This is a genomic window from Corallococcus sp. CA053C (assembly GCF_003611675.1).
GTDB lineage: Bacteria > Myxococcota > Myxococcia > Myxococcales > Myxococcaceae > Corallococcus.
In genome coordinates, this window is record NZ_RAWA01000001.1 from 76,457 (window position 1) to 98,218 (window position 21,762).

Consider the following 21,762-nt stretch of genomic DNA (forward strand, 5'->3'; position numbering starts at 1 on the left):
GGTCACGCTCAGGGCTCCTTGAAGATGAGCAACCCGCGCGCGGTGTCCACCGCGTAGATGAACCCATCGCCCGGGACGCGCATGCCGATGGCGCCTTCGTAGGTGTGGCCCTGACGGCCCGGGTCGAACTCGCGGTAGTTGTTGAACCAGGCAATCTCCTTGGGCTTCGTGGGGTTGGCCACGTCCAGCACGCGCACGCCTTCGTGGTACCAGGCCACATAGAGGCGCGTGCCCTTCAGCACCATGTTGTGGATGGAGCTCGACTGGCGCAGGCGGTGCTCTCCGATGAGCTGGATGTGGGCCGGGTCGGTGACGTCCAGCACGCGCAGGTGCGTGCCTTCCCCTTCCCCGCCTTCGAACGCGATGGTGCGGCCCGCGAAGGTCCCCACCGCGCTGGCGTGGCTGTACGCGAGCGCGTAGGCGTAGCGCCCCAGCTCGCGGACCTGGTAGGGGTCGCTCACGTCGGCGACGACGTAGCCGCTGTTCGTGTGGCTGATGTACAGGCGGCCCTCGTAGGCGAAGGCGTCATGCGGGTAGCTGAAGAGGTCCTCGCCCGTCGCGATGGTGATGCGGTTGAGCAGCACGGGAACCAGCGGGGTGGAGACATCGAAGATGAGCGTCTGGCTTACGGGCCAGAGCGCCATGGCGTAGAGCCGATTTCCGTCCACGAACAAGGTGTGGATGTCCAGGGGAGCGCCGCCGGGCAGGCTGCGCACGAAGACCGGATCCGCGGGGTTGGAGATGTCGTAGACAATGACCCCCGAGGCCTGGCTGGCGATGTAGAGGGCATCGTCCTTGGCCCAGGCGGCGTTCCAGTAGGAATCCCCGGGCAGCGAGATTTGCTTCTTCATCACGGGGTGGTGCTTGTCGCTCACGTCGAAGACCGTCAGGCCGCCCGCGGGCCCGGTCTTCGGGATCCGGACCGACACCACGTAGGCGTGGTTCTTCGTGACGTAGACATCGGCCGGGAAGCCGAGGCTGACGAAGGATTCGGAGGCGAGGTCCAGCCCCCCGGACTCGGCCTCGCCGCGGCCCCACTTCATCCGCTCCGCGTTGAAGGTCCCCTTGTCCACGAGCTTGCCGTTGATGCACCGGGTGTAGCAGCCGGTGATGTGGTTGGCTTCGGGCACGCCACAGCCCGCGAGCGAATACTGCCGCGATCCACCGTCAGCCACGCTGGTGGTGAGCGAGAGGTAGAAGCCCTGGTCGTCGAACTGCTTCCGCGTGGCGGTCTGGCCGGCCATGAGGTCGACGCCGCCGTCCGGAGGGAGGATGAAGCCCAGATAGAATGGGTAGACGTCGTCCGAACGCAGCTCGGTCTGGTAGCCACCGTGCCGGTCGACCCCGGCGAACGCGCGCGGGTCGCACTTCGACAGGTCGAAGAGGGCCGGGGTGTCGCAGTCGAGCTGCGCGCCGCGCGTCCCGTTGAAGCTGCACGGGGCGAAGACGCCGCGGTCGATCCAGTCGGTCTTGTCCTCGATGGGGGTGGACATGCCGTCCCAGACTTCACCGGGCGGAGTGCCGGCATCCGGGGTCACCTGGAGGTCATCGTCACACCCTGCCGCGAGCGTGAGGAGTACGACGGGGAGGCACACCCATGACGGCCTGGTCCTTCGTGTCATGAAGTGGATGAGTCCCCGGCGGGGAAAACGATGCAAACATGGCGCGGGCCCGGCTGGAGGACCCGGCCAGCAAGGCCCCGGGCCATCGCCATTTCTCGGGCTTCGAGAATATCCGGCAACACGGTCATTGTTCACTTCGGCAGCAGATGTCTGGGATTTATTCCAATCTCTCCCATGTTTCAGAATGTATTGACCGGGCAGCGGCGACCCGCTACCGTCACATTCAACGGTTGCTCAATAACGCATGGACTCACACGAGGCGGAGGTCCGACGGATGTCGAGACAGGAGCCTGGGGTCCAGTTTCAAGAGGATCCGTTACGGTTCATCGAACAGTCGCTCCCCGCCGGAGGAAACTCCCTCTGGCTGCCAGGACGGCGCTTGTGTGTCGCGGAGCCGGCGGCCGCCAAGGCAGCGCTCTCCAATGCCGAAGGGCTGTATGAGGAGCACGCGGACTTCTTCCAGACAGAGGAAGGCATGTTCGGCCCGCGCTCCGCGCAGCTGGAGATCAGCCGCGAGGCCCGGACGCTGCTGAAGACATACCTCGCCGCGCGTGCGGGGGAGCTGCCGGACGTCCTCCGTCAGACGTTGGTGCCCACCAGCGAGTGGCCCGACGCGGGCAACCGGCTCATGCATCGCTACCTCGCGGATGCGCTGGTGTCGCCCGACAGTCCCGACTCGCTGCGGAAGATCGTGGGCGTGGTGGTGGAGCGCGCGGTCCTCGCCGGGGCGCGGGAGCGGGCCTTCCGGCTGTCCCGTGCGCTCCTGCGCTTCCGCGTCCGCCGGGAGCTGACGCGCGCCATCGCGGCCCGCCGGGCGCAGCGCCGCGATACATCCGCCGACCTGCTCGACGTCGTCGTCCGCGCATCAGGCGCCGACGTGCCGGCGGCGCTCGTGGCGGAGGTGTTCCTGTCGTGTGTGTTCGCGGTGGCGGGCTCGGTCGGGTTCGTCCTCGGCTGGTCGCTCTACCTGTGGGGCACGCACCCGAGCCCGGACGCCCTGCCCTCCTGGGTGGTCCGCGAGTCGCTGCGGCTGTGGCCGGTGGCGTGGCTGCTGTCCGTCCGCCCCAGGAAGGCGCACGAGGTGGCGGGCGTGGCGGTGACGCCGGAAGACAAGGTGCTCGCCTGTCCCTACCTGGTCCACCGCCACCCGGGGCACTGGCCGGATCCGGAGTCCTTCCGTCCCGAGCGGTGGGCCGACCTCAAGTCCCCCCCGGCGTTCATCCCGTTCGGCTGGGGGCCGCATACGTGCCCCGCCGCCCTGCTCTCCATGGGGCTGGTCGAGGACGTCCTCCGCATCCTCTCCGAAGGCTACCAGTGGACGGTCACCGCCCACGGCACGCGCCCCTTTGTCGGCTCCGCGCTCGCTCCGCCCCGCTTCACGCTGAGCGCCCGGCCGCGCACGCTGTAGCACCCACCCACAACCCGGAGGCAACACCATGAAGAAGCTCGCCCGCGCCCTGCTGACCGCCCTGTCCATCCGCAGCAAGGACAAGACGTACGAGTGGTTGGACTACCGCAGCATCTAAGCATCCCCGGGAGGAAGCGGCGCTTCGCCGCTTCCTCCCACCCCTTGGAGGGCAGGCACATGGACGCGGCACCCGAGGAGTCGGAGTTCGTTCGCGAGGTGCGCGCCCGGTGCCGTGCGGAAGAATCCGGCGTCTTCTGGGTCCGGGACGGTGAGCTGGGCGTGTTCGATCCGGAGGTGGCGCGGAAGGTCCACGCGCGGAACTTCGCGGACCTCACCCTGGCGGACAAGCTCACCGACGTGGTGCGCGGTCGCACCAGCGAGCCCTTCACCTGGAAGGACGTGCGCGCCGCGTGGCTTCCGCAGCTCCGCCGCCTCTCGGACGCCGAGGGCATCCGGCAGCTGGGCGCCCGCATGGAGGTCCTGCTGGAGGCCCGGGCGGGGCGTCCGCTCGACCTGATGTGGGTGGCGCAGGAGGTGATCACCCAATCGCTCCTGCCCCTCATCGTGAAGTCCCTTCCCGCCGCGGACCTGGCCCGTGTCCTGCGCGACCAGGAGTTCAAGCTCACGCGGCTGTTGAGGACCGGGCCCTCGCGCACGACGTTCTGGAGCGAGGTGCGCTCCATCCTCGCCCAGATGCGCAGCGGGGCCGCGATCCGCCGTGAGCTGGGAGGGCGTGCCTCGGGCCGCAGGCCCCGCCAGCTGGACTTGACGGACCCCATCGTGGACCTGCTGCCGATGCTGGGCATGGACCGGGCGGTCGACTCGGTCACCGCCGTCATCACCGCCACCGCCGGGCCCCCCGGCGCCGCGGCGGCGAGCCTGCTGTATGAGCTGGCGCGACGGCCGGACTGGCTGGCGCGGCTGACGGACGAGCTGGGAGCGGTGCCGCTTCCGGACTTCCACGCCGAACCCACCCGGGCCGCTCCGGTGACCCACCGCTTCGTCAAGGAAGTGCTGCGGATGTGGGGCCCGCCGATGTTCCTGACCCGGAACGTGAAGACAGACCTCCAGGTCGACGCGGTGAGCCTCAAGAAGGACCAGCGCTACTTCGTCAGCCCGTACCTGCTCCATCACGACCCGAAGCACTGGAAGGACCCGGACACCTTCGACCCGGAGCGCTGGCTGCCCGAGGCGCCCCGAGGGGCCTGTCCCCGGGCCAGCTACGTCCCCTTCGGCTGGGCGCCCACGGCATGCATCGGCGCCGGGCTGGGCACGGCGCAGTTGATGCTGTTCTGCCACCTGCTGGTCACCCGGTATCGCATCCAGTTGTCGGAGCCGGGGGCCGTGCGGATGCGGCTGGCCGCCATGCCCATGCCGCTGGACTTCCGAGGCACCCTCACCCCGCGCTGAACGGCGGGTCTGACTCAGCCCGTCACGTACAAGCGGTTCGGGACGCCGTCGTAGTCGATGAGGCGCTCCAGGCGCATGCCCAGCCGCTCCGCCACGCGAACGGACGCGGAGTTCTCCGGGTGGATGATGGCCACCAGGGGCACGTGCGGAAGGTGTCGGGCCGCCAGCGCCAGGGCGACACGGGACACCTCCGTCGCGTACCCGGAGCCCCACGTCTCGGGCGTGAAGCGGTAGGCGAGGTTGAGCACGCGCCGGCCCTCCAGCTCCTTGTGGCGCACGCCGCCCAGGCCCACGACGACGCCGGGGGCCTCCAGCCGCTCCACCAACCAGTAGCCCACGCCGTCGCGCGCCCAGTCCTCCAGCCAGAGGCACAGCGTCTTGCGCGCGGCCTCCCGCGTGCGCATGTGGCCGGCGCGGGTGAACCGGTTCGTCGCCGGATCCGCATGGAGGGCGAAGACCGCCTCCAGGTCGCTGTCGCGGACGGCGCGGAGCAGCAGCCGCGCGGTGGTCGTGCGTTCGAAGTCGGGAATCATGGCGACAAGCTTGCGCGAAGCCGCGGCCCCAGGCGACGCGCTTTCACACGAAGCCCAGGGTGAAGCGCACGGTGGCGCCCCGGCGCTCCACCTGCTCGGTCGTGACGACCTTGCCGAAGCCGAGCAGGAAGCCGCGGAACATGCCGGTGAGCAGCGAGGGCGGCAGGCGCGTGTCGCTCTCCAGCACCACCTGGTCGCGGGTGAAGCGGATGGTGCGGATGGACTCGGCGGCCGGCACGTCGCGCACCACGTTGCGCGTCAGCGCGTCGAAGTTGCCGAAGATCTTCTCCAGGGTGTCGAAGCCGGCCGCCTTGTTGAGCGGCAGCGTCTGCAGCACCGACGTCTGACCGATGGCGGAGAGGGTCAGGTCCCCCAGCTTCGCGTGGAGCTCCCCCGCCATCGTCACGTACTCGTCCCACTCGTACCAGGCGTCGTCCCGCATCGCGTTGATGCGCTTGCTCTGCTGCGGGAAGAGCAGCGTGGTGCTCGCACCCAACATGGAGCCAATGACGGCCTTGAAGTACGCCCCCAACAACTGTCCTGCCATGTGAAGCCTCCCCCTACGCGCGGTGCGCGTGATGCGCCTGCTCCGTCGATCATGACGGATCCGCGTCACTGAACGTATTGGGTCGAATCAGCCCCGCAGGACCTTCAGGGTTTACCTGGAAAGTCCGGCGGGAGGAGGCCCCTTGCTCGCGGCCTGGGGCGTCTGTGCGGCCTGGCGCTCCGCGTGTCGGCTGCCGTGCCAGCGCGAGTACACCTGCGTGAACTCCGCTCCGAGGAAGAGCAGCTGCGAGGAGTAGTAGACCCACAGCAGCAGTACCGCGAAGGAGCCGGCCGCCCCGTACGAGGAGGACACACTGCTCTTGCCCAGGTACAGGCCAATGCCGAGCTTGCCCAGGCTGAAGAGGAAGCTCGTCACCGCCGCGCCCAGCCACACGTCCTTCCAGGCGACGCGCGTGTCGGGCAGGACCTTGTAGATCATCGCGAAGAGCACCGTGGTCACGGCGAAGGCGATGGCCAGGTTCACGAGCTGGAGCACCGTCTCCCAGCCGGGCATCAGGCCCATGAGGAAGGTGCCGGCGGCGGACAGCGCCGCGCTCAACACGAGCGAGACGAGCAGCAGGAAGCCGATGCCCAGCACCATCGCGAAGGAGAGCAGGCGCTGACGCACGAACGCGAGCACCCCGTTCATCGGCTTCTTCTTCACCTTCCAGATGGTGTTGAGCGAGTCCTGGAGCTGGGCGAAGACGCCGGTGGCGGCGAAGCCGAGCACGAGGATGCCGACGACGGTGGCGAGGATGCCCGAGCTGGGCTTGCTCGCGCTGGCCACCAGGTCCTGGACGACCTTCGCGCCCGCGTCGCCAATGAGGCTCTGCAGCTGCTTCTGGATCTCCCCCTGCGCCGCCTCCTGCCCGAACACGAGGCCCGCCACGGCGATGGCGATGATGATCATCGGCGCCACGGAGAACAGCGTGTAGTAGGCGAGCGCCGCCGCCTGCGCGGGCACGTTGTCGTCCATCCACTCGGAGAGGGTCTGCTTCAGCAGTGGCCAGACGTGGTGCTGCCTCATCGACCCCTCGCTCCCCTGCGGCGGCATGCGCGCTGGGATGGAACAGGACGCCCCCACCGTCATCGTGATGGCCGTGGACGCGCGCAACGGTCGGCCTGCTCTTCCCTCGCGGACCTGCCGGGCATCCGTTGTGTTTCGAGCAGGGAATACCCTCCGGAGCCACGCCGCCGTCCAGCAGCCGCGCCTCTCCCCGTGATTGTGAGGGGCCACGATCCGTCCTAGGGTCGCGGACCTGTGATTGGAAGCACCCTTGATGGTCGCTACCAGCTCGTCGGCCTGCTCGGGCAAGGTGGGATGGGCCGGGTGTACGAAGCCCGTGACACGGCGACCGGGAGTCGTGTCGCGGTCAAGGTGATCGCCGCGCAGCCGGCGGACGCGGCCGGGTTCGCCGCACGGCTGGGACGGGAGGCTGAAGCCACCGGCCGGGCCACCTCACGGCACATCATCCAGCTCTTGCGCACGGGGACCGACCCCGCGACCGGCACGGTGTACATCGTCACGGAGTACCTGCCCGGCGCGAGCCTGCAACAGTGGTTGGCGCGGCTGGGCCCGTTGCCCCCGGAGCTCGCGCTGCGCATCGCGGCGCAGGCCTGCACCGCCCTGGAGAGCGTCCACGCCGCGGGCCTCGTGCACCGCGACATCAAGCCCTCCAACCTCTTCGTGGAGGAGGTGGAGGGCGGGGAGCGGGTGATCAAGCTGCTCGACTTCGGCCTCGCCAAGCTCCAGCCCGGCCTGGCGGCGCTGGAGGACTGGGGCCACCTGACGAACACCGGGGAGCTGCTCGGCACGCCCTTCTATATGTCCCCGGAACAGGTGCGCGGCGGGCAGGACGTGGACCACCGCAGCGACCTGTGGTCGCTCGGAGTGGTGCTGTACAAGGCGCTCACCGGCGTCACCCCCCACGAGGGCATCCAGGGCCTGGGCAAGCTCATCATCGCCCTCTGCCAGGAGCGCGCCGCACCGGTGGAGCACCCTGCCCCCTGGGTGTCGCCCGAGGTCTCGGCGGTGGTGGCGCGGGCGCTGGCGCTGGACCCGGACGAGCGCTTCCAGAGCGCCGTGGAGCTGCGCGCCGCCCTGGACGCGCTGCTCCCACGAGGCGCCTCCCTCGACGCGTCGCTGTTCGTGCCCCTCGCCCCGGAGCTGAGGCTCGCCGCGCGCGGGCCCGTGCCGCGCGGGGCGAGCCATGCCGGGCCCCAGGAACAGACGGCCACGGTGGGGCGCGGGTTCGCGGGGGAGCCCACCGCCACCCGGCTCCCCGCGTGGCGGCTGGATGCGGGGCCGGTCCGGCTGGGGCAGCTTCCCGCGCCCGTCCACCGCCTCATCGGCCGTGAGCGGGAGACCCAGGAGCTGAAGCAGTGCGTGGCCAGCTCCCGCCTCGTCACCCTGCTGGGCCCGGGAGGAACGGGAAAGACGCGGCTCGCCATCCACGTGGCCACGGAGGTCGGCGGCGGCTTCGAGCATGGCGCGGGCTTCGTGGACCTGGCGGCGCTCACCGACCCGAAGGCCCTTCCCCAGGCCATCGCCCTGGCGCTGGGGATCCGCGAGGAGCCGGGCCAGCCCCTCCAGGACACGCTCGCGCTCCAGCTCCGCGCCCGGCACCTGCTCCTGGTGCTGGACAACTGCGAGCACCTGGTCGCGGCCTGCGCCGAGTACGCCGAGCAGCTGTTGGCCGCGTGTCCCCGCCTGTGGCTCATCGCGACGAGCCGCGAGGCGCTCGCCATCGCGGACGAGACGACCTTCCTGCTCGCGCCGCTGTCCGTGCCCGAGCACGCGGCGGAGGGAGACTTCGAGCAGGTCTCCCGCTCGCCCGCCATGCGCCTCTTCACGGAGCGCGCGCAGGCGGTGAACCCGGGCTTCGTCCTGTCCCCCGCCAACGCGGGCCCCGTGGCCCATGTCTGCCGGCAGTTGGATGGCATCCCGCTGGCCATCGAGCTGGCGGCGGCGAGGATGCGCGCGATGCCGGCCGAGCAGCTCTCGGCGCAGATTGGCGACCGGTTCCGGCTGCTCACCGGCGTGCGCCGCGGCGCCTCGCGGCGGCAGCAGACGCTCCGGGCGTTGATCGACTGGAGCCATGACCTGCTCACCGGGCCCGAACGCGCGGTGCTGCGCCGGCTGTCGGTGTTCCAGGGCGGCTTCTCGCTCCAGGCGGCGGAGGCCGTGTGCGCGGACGAAGGCGGCCCCTCCGGAGTGGCCCCCGCGCAGGTGATGGACCTGCTCCACGCGCTCGTGAGCAAGTCGCTCGTCATCGCCGGGGAGTACGGCGGCGGAGGCCGCTATCGGATGCTGGAGACGATCCGCCACTACGCGCACGACCAGCTCCAGGAGTCCGGCGAAGCGGCCCGCGCCAGGGCCCGTCACCTGGGCTTCTTCCTGCGACTGGCCGAGGAGGCGGAGCCCGCGCTGCAGCGCGACGCGCAGCTGACCTGGCTCGAGCGGCTGGACTCCGAGCACGGCAACCTGAGCGCGGCCCTGGACACCTGCGAGGCCTCCCCCGCGCACGCGGAACAGGGGCTCCAGCTGGCCGCCCTGCTGGGCCCCTTCTGGTGGCTGCGCGGCCGCCACAGCGAGGGCTGCGCGCGGCTGGAGCAGGCGCTTGCGAGGAGCGCGGGCAGTCCTCCCCTCTCGCTGGCCCGGGCGCTCGGCCAGCTCGCGCTGCTGCTGCCCGGACTCCAGCGCTCCCACCCGGTGTGGGAAGAGGCCCTGGCCCTCTACCAGGAGGCGGGCGACAAGCGGGGCGTGGCCTTCGCGCTCATCGGCGTCATCGGGTGGGAGGTCCAGCGCGGCAACCGCGAGGGAACGCTGCCCCGCATGCAGGAGGCCATCACGCTGGCGCGCGCGGCGGGAGACACCTGGCTCGTGGCCCGGCACCACGACGAGCTGGGCCGCTACTACATCCAACGCAAGGAGCTGACCGAAGCGGGCCGGGTCATCGAGGAGGGGCTGGCGCTGGCGCGCGCGCTGGGCGACCGCTGGCTGATGGGCCTGCTGCTGAACTCCCTGTCCCTGGTGATGAGCTTCCAGGGGGACTACGTCCGCACGAAGACCCTCCTCCTGGAGTGCCTCAAGCTCCAGGAGGCGATTGGCTTCAAGCGGGGCAGGTCGGAGACGCTCGCCAACCTGGGCGGCATCCTGCAACTGCTCGGCGATTTCACGGCGGCGGATCCGTGCTTCGAGGAGTCGCTGGCGATCTCGCTCGCCATCGGCAACGAGGAGCTCGCCGCGAAGGCGTACCTCAACCTGGCGGAGAACACGCTCTTGCGCGGCAGGATGGCTCAGGCACGGCCGCTGATGAAGGAGTTCCTGGAGCGGGCTCCCGGGCTCATGCGCAAGGAGCTGCTCGCCTGGGGGTTGCTCATCATGGCCCTCTTCGCCCGGAAGGAAGGCGCCCCCCAGCAGGCCCTGCGCTTCTTCGCGGCGGAGCAGACGCTGGAGGAGTCCCTCGGAATCTCGCTGCACCCCGACTGGCGGCGCAGCTACGACGAGACCCTCGCGCAGGTGCGCGCCGAGCTGGGCGAGGCGGGGGCGCCCGCGTGGGCCGAGGGGCGGGCGCTGCGGCCCGAGGAGGCCGTCCAGGCCGCGCTCGCGTACTTCTCCACCTGAAGCCCGCTCAGGACAGGCCCAGCACGCGGAGCATCTCCGGATCCGCCTCGGCGACGCCGTGGGGAGGCACGAAGAGCGTGGACACGGCCGACAGTCGGGCCTTGGGCAGTTGGGAGAGCGGAACGTACTCGAGGGTGGGCTCGGCCAGGGGGTACTGGGCCGCCTCGTAGACGCAGACGGAGTGGTCCGCCGGGTAGTAGCGCCGCAGGTAGTCCACGAGCACGCGCAGGCCCCGCGCGCTGTGCATCTCCCGCGTGTACAAGGCCTCGCCCACCAGGGTGAACTGCCAGAGGATCAGCGCCGAGCGCGGGTCGAAGACGCGGCGGTAGATGAGGAAGTCATTCGCCTCGAAGCTCTGGCAGCCCCCACCCGCCAGGTCGAAGCCGATGTCGGCGAAGAGGCAGTCCTCCGCGGAGATCCCCGGCAGCATGCGCGCCTCGAAGCCCTCCAGCCGGGCACGCCGGAGGGCCTCGTGTGACGAGTACACGAGCACGCCGGGGTGGCCGTACAACGCGAAGCACACCCGGCCCCCCTGTCGCACGGCCTCGAGCACGCGCTCGGTGATGGCGTCATAGATGAGCTGCCGGTCCATGCCCAGACGGTAGAGCGCGTGCAGCGACTCCGTGGTCGGGTTGAGCTGGGTCAACCAGCGCGCCATCAGCGGATCCAGCGCGATGGTCAGCACCTTGTCGGCCTGCTCGATGGCGGTGCGTGCCTCGAAGGTGATCTGGCTGACGCACCGGATGCCGGTGCCTACGACCGTCAACGAGCCGGTGGCCACGCGTTCGCTCCTGGAAGGACGTCAGGGCTTCTTCGACTTGGGCTTCGTCTTCGGCTTGGCCGTCGTCTTCGGCTTGGCCGTCGACTTCGGCTTCGGCTTCGGAAGGGGGGCCATGATCGCCGGGGGCGTGGCTGGCTTGCCCTGCTTCGGACGAGGCAGGGGGGCATGGACGGGCGGGGCCCCGTGGTGCGCCCCGTGGCCGGGGATCGGGCAGTTGACGCGGAACTGCTCCTCGTGGGGATTCGCGGCGGTGATCACCGCCTTGAGCAGTTGCTGATCACCCTGGGTGAGGACCTTCCGGTCCTTGGGGGACAGGCCCGCCCCGCTCATCGCCTTTCGCGGGTCCTGCTGGAAGCGACGGAGCGCCTCCGCATCGGTGCCAAGCGCAATCAAGAAGTCCAACAGCTGCGATGCATTGCTCATACCCGCGCGTGATAGCAGGCACGGAGCATTTGTCTCCAGCCCAAAGTGTCCGCGGCAGCCGGCGTCCCCCAAAGCCTTGCGTCTTCATGCCGACCGGGCGAGCGCCACCGCGTCGGGACCGGCTGGGAAGTGGAGCGTCCCCGTCGAGTCGTTCGCGGCGCGCCACACCCCCTCGGCCACGTCGGCTGCGCTCGTCACCGCAGCCGGCTGTCCGAGCGAAGCGAAGATGCGCTCCGCGAAAGGGGCGTACGCCTGAGGGAACAGCCCCTCCATCCGGGCGGCCCCGTTGCGCGTGAAGCTCGTGCCTGGGCCATAGCCCGGCTCCACCAGCTTCACCCGCACGTTGAAGGCCTCCAGCTCGAACGCGAGCGACGCGGTGAACCCTTCGATGGCGGTCTTGCTCGCCGTGTAGACCGCCAGCAGCGGCACGGGCGCCAGCGTCGCGCTCGAGGTCACGTTCACGATCACCCCCGACTTGCGCGCGCGGAACCGGGGCAGCACGGCCTGCGTCATCGCCATCACCCCGAAGGTGTTGGTTTCGAAGACGTCGCGCACCGTGGTCATCGGCGTGGCCTCGAAGGCCCCCATCAGCCCGATGCCTGCGTTGTTGACGAGCACGTCGATGGGCCCGCTCTCCTCGAGCGCGGCCGCGATGCTCTCCGGCTTCGTCACATCGAGCGCGACCACGCGCAGCCGGTCTGATGGGGGCAGCACGTCGGCGCGTGGCGTTCGCATGGTGGCGACCACGTTCCAGCCCTGCGCATGGAAGTGGCGCGCGGTCTCGAGGCCATAGCCAGATGAGCAACCCGTGATGAGCACAGTCTTCATGTCAGCTCCCCTGCCGCGAAGCGCGGCGTTGATGGGAGCAACGTAGCGGCGCTGTACCGGACCCGCTATCATGTGAAGTCCACGTTTCATTTGCGAGAGTCCAGACATGACCGACCCGCTCTCGGAAGTCATCGCGCTGCTCCAGCCGCGAACCGTGTTCTCGAAGCGCATCAGCGGCGCCGGCCGCTGGGGTGTCCGCTACTCGGACTTCGGCCAGCCGAGCTTCTGCGCCGTGCTCGAGGGCCACTGCCGTCTCGCCGTCGACGGCCAGCGTGTCATCACGCTCGACACGGGCGACTTTGTCCTGCTGCCGGCCACGCCGGGCTTCACGATGTCAAGCTTCGAGCCGGTGAAGCCGGAGCACATCGTTCCCGAGGTCAGCACCGCGCCGAGGGAAGAAGCCCGCCACGGCACGCGCGGTGGGCGTCCCGACGTGCGGCTGCTCGGTGGCTACTTCGTCTTCGACTCGCCTGACGCGGCGCTCCTGGTGTCGCTGCTGCCGGCGCTGGTGCACGTGCGCGGTGTGGAGCGGCTCTCGGTGCTGGTGCGACTCGTCGGGGAGGAGGCGAAGGAGCAGCGCTCCGGCCGCGAGCTCGTGCTCACGCGGCTGGTGGAGGTCCTGCTCATCGAGGCGCTGCGCTCGACCTCGGGCGACGATGCGCCTCCGGGGCTCCTGCGCGGTCTGGCCGATGCGCGGCTCGCGCCTGCGATACGCCAGATGCACGCCCGGCTCACGCGCGCATGGACGGTGGCCCAGCTCGCGAAGACCGCGGCGCTCTCACGCTCGGCGTTCTTCGAGCGCTTCTCCCGCACCGTGGGCCTGCCCCCCATGGAGTACCTGCTGGCCTGGCGGATGGCCGTCGCGAGGGACCTGCTGCGCCGCCAAGAGCTCGGGGTCGCGGAGGTCGCCGAGCGCGTCGGCTACGGCTCGGCGAGCACCTTCAGCACCGCGTTCAGCCGCCACGTGGGCCAGCCGCCGGGTCGCTACGCGCGCGCGGGTTAGCGCGTCACGGCCCACCCTGCGTCAGCGCTCGTGAGTACCTGAGCATCGTCCCAACCAAGGACCCAGGTGGTCGTTGAACCACTCGTCACCAAGTCCACCATTGCTGACTCTCCACCAGAGGCCTGAGTCCAGCAAGACCCTGAGTGGGGTCGAAGGAAATGCTCGTTTGAAATACGAGACAATCGCACTGTAAGAGACGCCTCCCTTAATCATCGAACCCAAGAGCTCAGCAAGCTCCACGGGCGTAAGTCGCTTCTCTTCTGCGCGAAGTGCAGCCAGAACCTCATCATCATTCATCGCGTAAACTCCACAACAACCTGGGTCACTGCTCACTGGCTCATGCGGCGTGTGCAGTCTGAGGGGCTCCCGTGAGAGGCAGCAGGCCTCCCGACAAGGACCATCACACGACGACAACCGACACCTCGGTCCCCCATGAGCACCCCGGCATCAGTCATCGATGCTAGCTAGCAGCCCTGCCATCACACACCGGGCAGCCCAAGACTCCCCCAAAAAACAGGCGATGCACGTTGCAGAACCGCATGCGACCTTCATCTTCGGGCTCATAGCCATCTTGCAGGATCTGCAAGCCGTCAAAGACTGTATCAAGTCTCATGCGAAGGTCTTGGGCTTTCCCCCAGCCAACCCCTTCCGCGATGAGGATGGGCGTAGCAGCGGTTGTCGATTTGGCAACCGACTTCAGCACCTCCATGCGCGACAGTCCCGGCCGCTCCCTTGCCAAGACGCGCTTCGCCTCTTCAAGAGCTGAAGGCGCTGCTCGCCCCCAGACACCAAACTCGATAGGGTCTTCCATCTTCTTGCACCGATGGTTGCGGGTGACATTGGCGTGGACGTCCCACCGCTCGCTGCCTTGAGCGATGTAGGCTTTCAATCTGAGCGTCACCCGCTTCGACGGGCGACTCTCACTCACGTTCCTGGGCACGCAGCGGCAATCCAGGTCGCGGGCAATGCGCGCTTATCCCCCGCATCCCACCCAACCCTTCCCTTGAGCAGGCCGACAAACATCTCGTAGCACGCATCCACAATTGCCTGCGGTAGGTCGGCATAAGTCCCATCACCGCCTCCCAATCCCAGACCATTCAGCCGCTCCGCCGACAGCAGATACGGGTTATTGCGCAACCCCTCAACTGCTCGGCATGCCACCGCCACCAGTTCCTCTCGACGTGCAACAGGAACAGCGTCCAGGCGACAGTCGATACACCCATGCATCCTCGCGGTCGCCTGCCTCGATAGATACTCTGCATACTCCCGCGCCCAAGACTCATCTGACGCGGAAAGCGCCTCGCCGAGCGCATAAAGCCACACTTCCAGCACGTGGTCGGGAACCCAGAAGCCACGTCCCCCAATTTCCACAAAGCTCGTCGCCATGGGTTTCTCCACCTCGCCTGCGCTCTCATCCTCATGCGCGCATCCTGAGATCGGCTCCAGTCAACCTGTCCACCGAACCGGAGGCAGGCCTACGCGCCGGCCTGGCCCGGGTGAAGGCCACCGGCCGCCACCGCAGCGGCAAGGCCGTGGGCCGTCCGCGCCGGGATGTGGCTCTCCAGGCCGTGGCCGCGCTCCGCGCCGCCGGCCGGAGCTGGAGGCAGATTGCCCAGACCCTGCACGTGCCCCGGCGGACGCTCACCAGGACCTGGGCGCTGGAGCACACCCCTGGGCCCGGAGAGGCCGCCTGAGCCCCTGGGAGCAGGAGGGTGGGGCACAAGGAGAAGGTTGTGCCATCCCGGGGGCCCTGCTCGGTCACCCGAAGTTGTACCGAGGAACTACGCCCCCCAGCACCTCACGGCGTACTCGAGGATCACCTTGCTCAGCGCCTCCTCGAGGGAATGCATCTCGGCCTTCAGGTAGCTACCGGCCAAGGGGGAACCTGAGACGACTACGGTGTAGGGGCCATTGTCATCCGGCCCACGCCTTTCCCCATCCAGCTTCATGACTACAACGGCCCCTTCCTCGCGCATGCGCTCAAGGAGAGGAAATACTGGATCGACACCGTGCCAGTCATCCGCAGGGGGCTGCATGCCAAGTCTCTCGAAAACCTTGGTGACCAAACGCCGATACGACTGAGTCGACATCAGAACCCCCGGAGCGCCCTGGCGATGTCGGAGACCTCCGACATCTCGCCAGTGGCCACACTGTTGATGATTCGCCGAACCTCACTCTGGGAAACGCCCGTCGTGATCTCGTTGCGGCTCCGCAGCAGATCGTAGACGGCGTTCGCAGTCCGCTTGTTCCCGTTGTCGAACATGTGCCGGCCAGCGACTTCTCTGATGACGGCCGCGGACTTCTCGTAGAAGCCGTCATATTGTGTCGCAGCCGCAAGTGCCGAACTCGGGTGCCCCGTCATCAGCACCGAGCCGCCGAAGGAACTGTTGATCGCGCTGATCTCGTCTGCTCCAACTCCGCGAGCAAATCCGCCCAGTTCTGGGGCACCTCGTGCCGCCCCCTTTGCGGCATGTCCCTGGACCGCGCTTGCAGGTCCATCGAGGGCTTCCCTGGCAAGTTCGGCCCTCGCGGCATCATCCGCCAGAAGTGCTGCCCGTGCACTCGCCGCCTCCTCAAGCGGGCGCAGGCTCCTCGTGGCCCCCCATGCAGAGAGCGTTGAAGTCCCTCCAGACAAGAGAACGCCTTCCGGCGTCACCTGCCCCGTCATCCCGTATTCGGTGGCGATTCCGCTCGCGGTCCCTCCCGCGAACACAAACCACCCCGCCCCCGTGGCGGACACCCCAGCCGTCTCCACCAGCAGCGGAGCCGCCGCCGGTACCGCCAACGTCAAGGCTACGCCCGCCGCCAGCGCCGCCCCCCGGAGTTGGAGCTGCTCCTTCTGCTTTCGCCATTCGTGGAAGCGCTCGGCCTCGCCCTTGAACTCCTTGAGCGTCCCTGGACTCACGCGGCTCTCCACTGCCACATACTCTTTGAGCCGGGGCTGCTGGACGGGGAGCCGCTCCACCTCTGAACGATAGAGCGCCTGCGCTTCACGTGGGTCCACCGGAGCCTCTCGGATGCCCAGCGTCACCAGCGCGTCGGTCCAGTCCTCATTGATGTAATCAAGGCACTTGTCGTCCCAGAAGCAGCGCCCGCTGAAGTCCGTGTACCGCAGCGGGTTGTTCGCCGCGTACATGTACCGGTGCAGACTCGGCGCATCCTCCAGCGCGCCCTCGTACGAGTCCCGGCTGATGAACCGCCCCAGCTCGCTGTCGTAGTACCGGGCCCGCGCGTAGGTGAGGCCTGTCTCCACGTCGTACTGGTGCCCGGTGTAGCCCAGCTTGAAATCACCGGCCGCGGGCGCTGTGCCGCTCCGGGGGGTGCCCCATGCGTCGTACTGCCGGGCGGCCACCACGCCACCGGCGGCGGACGTGGCGTCCGACACGCTGCCCAGCGCATCTGTCCCCAGGAAGCTCGTCGTGGCGGTGGAGCCCACCTCGCTGACAGCCAGCGGGCCTTCGCCGTAGTGGTAGCGCCGCTTCGTCGGATGCGTGGACTGGGCTCCATCCGCCTCCTGCAGCACGAAGTCCTCGTCCAGCACGTACTCCACGTTCTCCGTGGCCGTGTGTCGCTTCGTCCGCTGGAGGTTGATGTCGTAGTCGTACCGCCCCACCTCCTGCCCGTTGTCGTAGACGGCGGTCAGCGTGTTGCGGATGTCCCAGGCCAGGGTGCGCGTGCCGCTCTGCGTCCCCTTCTCCACCAGGTTCCCGACGAGGTCGTAACCCAGCACCGCATCGCGCGTGGCGTCCTTCGCGTCCTCAAGCCCGCGCAGCCAATCCGCCCGGTTGAAGGTGGCGGTGACATCTCGCGTAAGCGCCCCGGACGGCACCGTGGCATAGGCCTCGGGGCCGAGGCTCCCCACCACCCCACTCGGCGCCTGCCGCTCGCCCGTGCGGTTGCCCACGGCATCCAACCGGTACAGCGAGGTATGGCCCTCAGGAGAGGCGACCCCCGTGAGGCGGCCCAGGACGTCATACCCGTACGACGTCACCTCGTCGGCCCCCAGCACCTGCGTCGCGGGGGCCGTGCGCGCCTCCACCTGCGTCAACCGGTTCCCGTTGGCGTCGTAGGTGTACGCATAGCGACTGAGAATGGGGCCCCCCGCTTGGCAGGCATCGCTCACCGTGCCATGGGCGACGACCAGTTGGGTGAGGCGTCCCGCGGCATCGTAACAACGGCCTTCCACAACCCCGTTCGGCCATGTCACCCCCTTGGGGAGCGAATCCGGCCAATAGCGGTACAGCACCACTCCGGCCGGAAGCGTCGCATGCGTCAGCCGCCCCAACGCGTCGTACCCATAGGTGGTCGCAACACCATCCGAGTCCGTCACGCTCGTGCGATGCCCCATGGCATCGTACTCGAAGGCGAGCTGCTTCCCATCGTGCTCCCGCAGCCGCGTCTTCGCCCGGTTGAGCGCGTCATAGGTGTATGCAGTTGCCTCCCCTATCGCCCTCCCGACCGCCTGCTTGAGCTGGGCATCTCGCATGAGATTGCCATTGCCATCATGACTGAATCCATCCACGTCCACCGACGGCAACTCTCGCGGAGTCGCATGCTGCGAATAGACACGTGCCTCCAGGCGATCGAACAGGCCATGGACATAGCCCGTCCGTTGCCCCTTGGGGTCCACCACGGAGTCTGGGTTCCCATTGACATCATACGTGTACCGCCAGGTGAGAGTGCCCGTGTCGCCCGAGGGCGTCGCGCCGCCTTCGTACAAGGGCACCTGCGCCCGCTGGGCCGCGGTCAACCTCGCATGGGCATCCAGGTGCTGGTGCTCGGCCGTGCGCAGGTTGCGCGCTTCGTACTCGAAGGTGGTGAGGCTCCCGTTCGCGTCCTGCTTCGCCACCAGGTTGCGCGCGGCGTCGTAGACGTAGGAATGGAGTCCGTCCGCGGCATCCGTGACGGACACCAGCTTGCTTTCTTCCTCGTACGCGAAGCGCGTCACGTATGCGCCCGCGCAGGCATACGCCTCTACCTGCGCCAGCGTCAGCCCGCCTGCCCCACCGTGCGCCAGCGTGGGCTGCCCCAGGGGCTGCTTCGCGCACACCTTGTTACCCACGGCGTCATGGGCCCAGGCCGTGACGTGCCCCAGCGCGTCCTCCTCCCGCACCCGCCGGCCCAGATCGTCGTAGGTGTAGCGCACGTCGAAGGCCACGCCCGTCACTCGCGGCCCCTTCAACTGCGTCAGTTGCCCCGCGGCGTCATACTGGAAGGTGGTCGTGGCGGCTTCCACGTCTTCCGCCCCCTGCGTTTCTTCCACCAGGCGGCCGGCGCCGTCATGGAGACGCACCGTCTCGTGGCTGTTCGCATCCACGACACGTACGACCTGCCCCTCGGCATCGTGCTCCCAGGACTCCTCCGCCACCTCCAGCCCCTGGCCCCGCACGGTGCGCACCTTCCGCCCCAGTCCGTCCTGCTGAAGCACGGTGGGCACTCCGCGCCTGTCCCAGTGCGTCTGCACACGGCTCGCGTCCGTGTACTCCCAGCTCTGGGTGTAGGCCGGCGTGCTGGCCCCCTGCTTGTACTCGGACTGGCTCAGCAGGCGGCCCACCCCGTCGTAGGTGAAGCGCGTGAGCTGACTCTTCGCGTCCGTCTCCGCGCGCTTGAAGAGGGCGTCAAACCAGGCCTTTGAGACATGCCCTTGCGCATCCACCCGGCGGACTTCTCGCCGGAGCCCATCCCGGTAGCTCACGGTGAGGCTCGCCCGCGCGTCCCGCACCTCCTCGCGCGTCAGGGCCTCCGCGTTCGGAACATCCACGTACGTGCGCCGACTCACCGTCAGCGTCTGGCCTGCTTGGGACAGGCTCTCCACCAGCACTTCATCTCGCGGGCGCCCCAGTGGGTCATGGGTGAAGCGCCGCTCCACGCCTCGCCCATCCACGGACTGGATGACGTGCCCCTCGCCGTCATGGCCCTGGGCCTCTGAAACACCCATGGGGCGGTGCACTTCCAGCAGCCGACCCAGGGCGTCGTGCACCGTCTCGGTCCGCCGCCCCAGCGCATCGACACGCGCCGCCTCCTGGCCGTACCTGTCGTACTCCACGGTGCTTGCCAACCCGAGCGCGGGCCCCACCCGCACGTCATCTGGCTGGCGAGACAGCGGCCCGGAGGCCGCATCCTCCACCACCTTGAAGACGCGCCCCAGTCCATCCAGGTACCTGGCCTGGAGGAAGCCGCGCGCATCGCGCGTCCACTCGACATGCCCCACGTCGTTGTAGACGGTCTGCGTCGTGTAGACAGTCTCTGCCGCCTCCGTCGCCACCCGCTCGGTCACGGAGAGCACGCGGCTCAGGCCGTCATACGCCGTGCTCTGCATCCGGTGCTGGACGCCCCCCGCCTCCCAGCGCACCTCCGTCACATTGCCCCGCCCGTCGTAGCGTCGCCGCTCCACCCTGCCGGCGGCATCGGTCTGGACGACGGCACGCCCAAGCAAGTCATACTCCACCGTCTGGGCGTGGCTGTTCCCATCCACCTGGCGCACCCGGCGGCCCGTCAGCTCATACGCGGACGTCCGCGAGTAGCGCAGCGGCGACGCCGCTTCGCTCGCGCCCGGCACCTGGGGGCTGAGTTCCTCCACGACGCGGTAGAGCGAATCCAGATGGTACGTCCGCTCGAAACCCGACACGTCCGAGTCCCCCACCTTGTTGCCCGCGGCATCGTAGGTGGTGCTTGAGACGGTATAGCTCCGGCCCACCTCGTCGGGGCTTCCGCCCTGGGAGAGGAAACGAGGCCCGTCCGCCACGGAAACCGTCACCTCCACGGGCCTGTCCGCGAAGTCATACGCCGTGACCGTGCGGACACCCCGCCGGTCGATCACCGAGGTGGGATTGCCCGCGTCGTCATAGCCGAAACCGGTCTCCAGCGGCTCGGAGAGGCCGCCCCCCGACTCCACCGTGCTCGCCCGACGCCCCGCCGCGTCCAGCATGTGCTCCCGAATGAAGTCATTGCCCAGGACTTCGTGCTTGAGCTGTCCACCGGCGTAGTACTCCGCCGTGCGCACCAGCCCCTGCCCATGGAGGTTCATCCGCTCCTCTCTCTTCACCCGGTCCAACCCGTCCCACTCCTGGGTCCGGTGGCGGCCCAGCCCATCCTGCTCATCCAGCAGCCTTCCCCGGGCGTCGTACACGGACTGCACCGCCACCGTGGACGTGGCGCCCACCTGAAGCGTCTTGGATTGCAACTGGCCATCGGCATCATAGGCGGTGGCCTGCTCCCTGTGCCCGTCCGCCCCTACGGTTTCCACCCAGTCTCCGGTGACGGCCAGCGGCGGGCACGCCGCCCCTTCGACGCCGCAGTAGCGCCAGCTTTGCACGACGTCCTGCGGAGACTCCGGCAGCGAGGCCACGGCCTCCTCGCACGTCGCTGTGGAAATCAACACCTGGCGCGGCACCCGGCTCGCGTAGCGACGGGTCTCCAGCAACCGGCCGGTCCCCAGCGGAAGGACGTCCTCGGGCGCATCCCCCGTGGAGTCCACCCGGGAGACGGTCGCGTAGCCCTCCGCATCCACGTTGCACACCAGCGCGTTGAAGCCCGCCTCATAGCCCCACTTCTCCACCACCTCCGCAACCGGCTGTCCTTGCGCATCGCTGACGGGCAGCGTGGCTGCCGCCGTGCCCAAGGCCGGGAGCGCCGTCCCCTCGATGCGACGCGCGACAAGGTTGCCCCGCGCGTCGTAGGTGAAGTGCGTCACCCGCCCGCGCTCGTCCTCCACCGTCTCCCGCACACGGTGGACCGCGTCCCAAAGCGCGCCGGTATGCGCCACGACTCCCATGGACAGGGGCTTCTCCGTCTCCACCACCGCCCCCGTGGAAACCATGCGGTAGAGGGACGTGGGAACCTCGGCCCGTGGCCCCTTCACCGTCGTCCCATACGTGGTGAGGGATTGCCCCAGGACGGTGCGCGCTTCCGGCGCGATGCTATAGGTGAACGTGGTGGTGGCCTCCCTGACCGGCAGGTGCTCCAGCACCTCCACCACTTCCTTCACCCGCTCGTCCTTGTTCATCAGCAGCAGGAAGTCGTCCTCCCCGGGCATCGACTCCGTGCTGCCGTAGTAGGTGTAGCGCGTCACCTCGCCGGTGGGCCCCGTGTACCGGGACAGCCGCGTCCGCCCCACTTCCGAGCTACCCTCCACGTACGCGTAGGACTCCGTCCGCAGTGGGCTCCCGCTTCCGCAGGCACCGTCGTAGCGCGACACGGACGACAACCGCTGCTGGGTGTCGTAGCCGTACTGGAGGCAGACCCCCAGGAAGGTGGTGGAGGTGGCGTCCGCGGAGGCGGCGTGGTGCAACTCCACCGTGCGCATCCGCAGGCGGCCCGCCTCGCGCTGGTAGCCCAACGCGAGCAGCCGCCCACTCGCCTCGTCAAACACCCGCGTCAGCGCGCCTTCCACCGTGGCGTCGCCATAACGCAGCAACACCCTGTGCCCCGTCGGAGCCACGGTCGACGTGAGGCGATACTTCACGGGGAAGCTTGAGCTATCGAGCCGCCCGTGGCGGTACTCCACCCCACCCTTCGCCCGGAAGGCGTGGGGGCCGGCCGGGAGTACGTCTTCCGGGCGAAGGGTGGGGTGGAGTACCGC

At 68.8% G+C, this 21,762-nt stretch carries 14 protein-coding genes; 4 read left to right on the top strand and 10 right to left on the bottom strand.

The genetic code is table 11. The features are described from left to right. Positions 1 to 8 precede the first annotated feature (8 nt). Positions 9 to 1,493 carry an LVIVD repeat-containing protein gene (locus D7V97_RS00305; protein ID WP_233582420.1) on the bottom strand — a complete coding sequence of 495 codons (1,485 nt, stop codon included), beginning with the start codon at positions 1,491 to 1,493 and terminating at the stop codon, positions 9 to 11. A 508-nt stretch (positions 1,494 to 2,001) separates the two neighbouring features. Between D7V97_RS00305 and D7V97_RS00310 the strand changes: the two genes are divergently transcribed. After that, the gene (locus D7V97_RS00310; RefSeq protein WP_120608552.1) at positions 2,002 to 3,030 is read left to right on the top strand and encodes a cytochrome P450; all 1,029 of its coding nucleotides are present in this window, start codon (positions 2,002 to 2,004) and stop codon (positions 3,028 to 3,030) included. A gap of 177 nt (positions 3,031 to 3,207) precedes the next feature. Further along, positions 3,208 to 4,440, top strand: a complete 1,233-nt coding sequence (locus D7V97_RS00315) for a cytochrome P450 (RefSeq protein WP_120608553.1) — start codon at positions 3,208 to 3,210, stop codon at positions 4,438 to 4,440. Between the two features lie 14 nt (positions 4,441 to 4,454). On the opposite strand, the gene D7V97_RS00320 is transcribed toward D7V97_RS00315, so the two are convergent. The 3 genes from D7V97_RS00320 to D7V97_RS00330 form a co-directional block, all read right to left on the bottom strand. After that, entirely contained in the window at positions 4,455 to 4,973 is a 519-nt protein-coding gene (locus tag D7V97_RS00320) for a GNAT family N-acetyltransferase (protein ID WP_120608554.1), read from the bottom strand. A gap of 43 nt (positions 4,974 to 5,016) precedes the next feature. Then, positions 5,017 to 5,520 carry a hypothetical protein gene (locus tag D7V97_RS00325; protein WP_147444617.1) on the bottom strand — a complete coding sequence of 168 codons (504 nt, stop codon included), beginning with the start codon at positions 5,518 to 5,520 and terminating at the stop codon, positions 5,017 to 5,019. A gap of 111 nt (positions 5,521 to 5,631) precedes the next feature. Further along, a complete protein-coding gene (locus D7V97_RS00330) occupies positions 5,632 to 6,546 on the bottom strand; it encodes a YihY/virulence factor BrkB family protein (RefSeq protein ID WP_120608567.1) in 915 nt (304 codons plus the stop codon). A 234-nt stretch (positions 6,547 to 6,780) separates the two neighbouring features. Here D7V97_RS00330 and D7V97_RS00335 point away from each other — a divergent pair, with 234 nt between their 5' ends. After that, on the top strand, positions 6,781 to 10,146 hold the full coding sequence (locus tag D7V97_RS00335) for a protein kinase (protein WP_147444618.1): 3,366 nt from the start codon (positions 6,781 to 6,783) through the stop codon (positions 10,144 to 10,146). Between the two features lie 7 nt (positions 10,147 to 10,153). Here the strand turns inward: D7V97_RS00335 and D7V97_RS00340 are convergent, their stop codons facing one another. The 3 genes from D7V97_RS00340 to D7V97_RS00350 all read right to left on the bottom strand — a co-directional run bounded on the left by D7V97_RS00340 (position 10,154) and on the right by D7V97_RS00350 (position 12,178). Then, entirely contained in the window at positions 10,154 to 10,927 is a 774-nt protein-coding gene (locus tag D7V97_RS00340) for an SAM-dependent methyltransferase (RefSeq protein WP_120608557.1), read from the bottom strand. Between the two features lie 21 nt (positions 10,928 to 10,948). Beyond that, complete coding sequence (locus tag D7V97_RS00345; RefSeq protein ID WP_120608558.1) at positions 10,949 to 11,350, bottom strand: hypothetical protein; 402 nt, start codon at positions 11,348 to 11,350, stop codon at positions 10,949 to 10,951. 84 nt (positions 11,351 to 11,434) lie between these two features. Continuing rightward, a complete protein-coding gene (locus tag D7V97_RS00350; protein WP_120608559.1) occupies positions 11,435 to 12,178 on the bottom strand; it encodes an SDR family oxidoreductase in 744 nt (247 codons plus the stop codon). A gap of 106 nt (positions 12,179 to 12,284) precedes the next feature. Between D7V97_RS00350 and D7V97_RS00355 the strand changes: the two genes are divergently transcribed. Beyond that, positions 12,285 to 13,181 (top strand): AraC family transcriptional regulator, encoded by an 897-nt coding sequence (locus tag D7V97_RS00355; RefSeq protein ID WP_120608560.1) that lies wholly within the window; start codon positions 12,285 to 12,287, stop codon positions 13,179 to 13,181. A 460-nt stretch (positions 13,182 to 13,641) separates the two neighbouring features. Here the strand turns inward: D7V97_RS00355 and D7V97_RS43990 are convergent, their stop codons facing one another. The 3 genes from D7V97_RS43990 to D7V97_RS00370 form a co-directional block, all read right to left on the bottom strand. Beyond that, the gene (locus tag D7V97_RS43990; protein ID WP_147444619.1) at positions 13,642 to 14,070 is read right to left on the bottom strand and encodes a hypothetical protein; all 429 of its coding nucleotides are present in this window, start codon (positions 14,068 to 14,070) and stop codon (positions 13,642 to 13,644) included. Between the two features lie 35 nt (positions 14,071 to 14,105). Beyond that, positions 14,106 to 14,567, bottom strand: a complete 462-nt coding sequence (locus D7V97_RS43995) for a hypothetical protein (RefSeq protein ID WP_147444620.1) — start codon at positions 14,565 to 14,567, stop codon at positions 14,106 to 14,108. A 703-nt stretch (positions 14,568 to 15,270) separates the two neighbouring features. Continuing rightward, entirely contained in the window at positions 15,271 to 21,600 is a 6,330-nt protein-coding gene (locus D7V97_RS00370; RefSeq protein ID WP_233582421.1) for an RHS repeat-associated core domain-containing protein, read from the bottom strand. Positions 21,601 to 21,762: the final 162 nt, after the last annotated feature.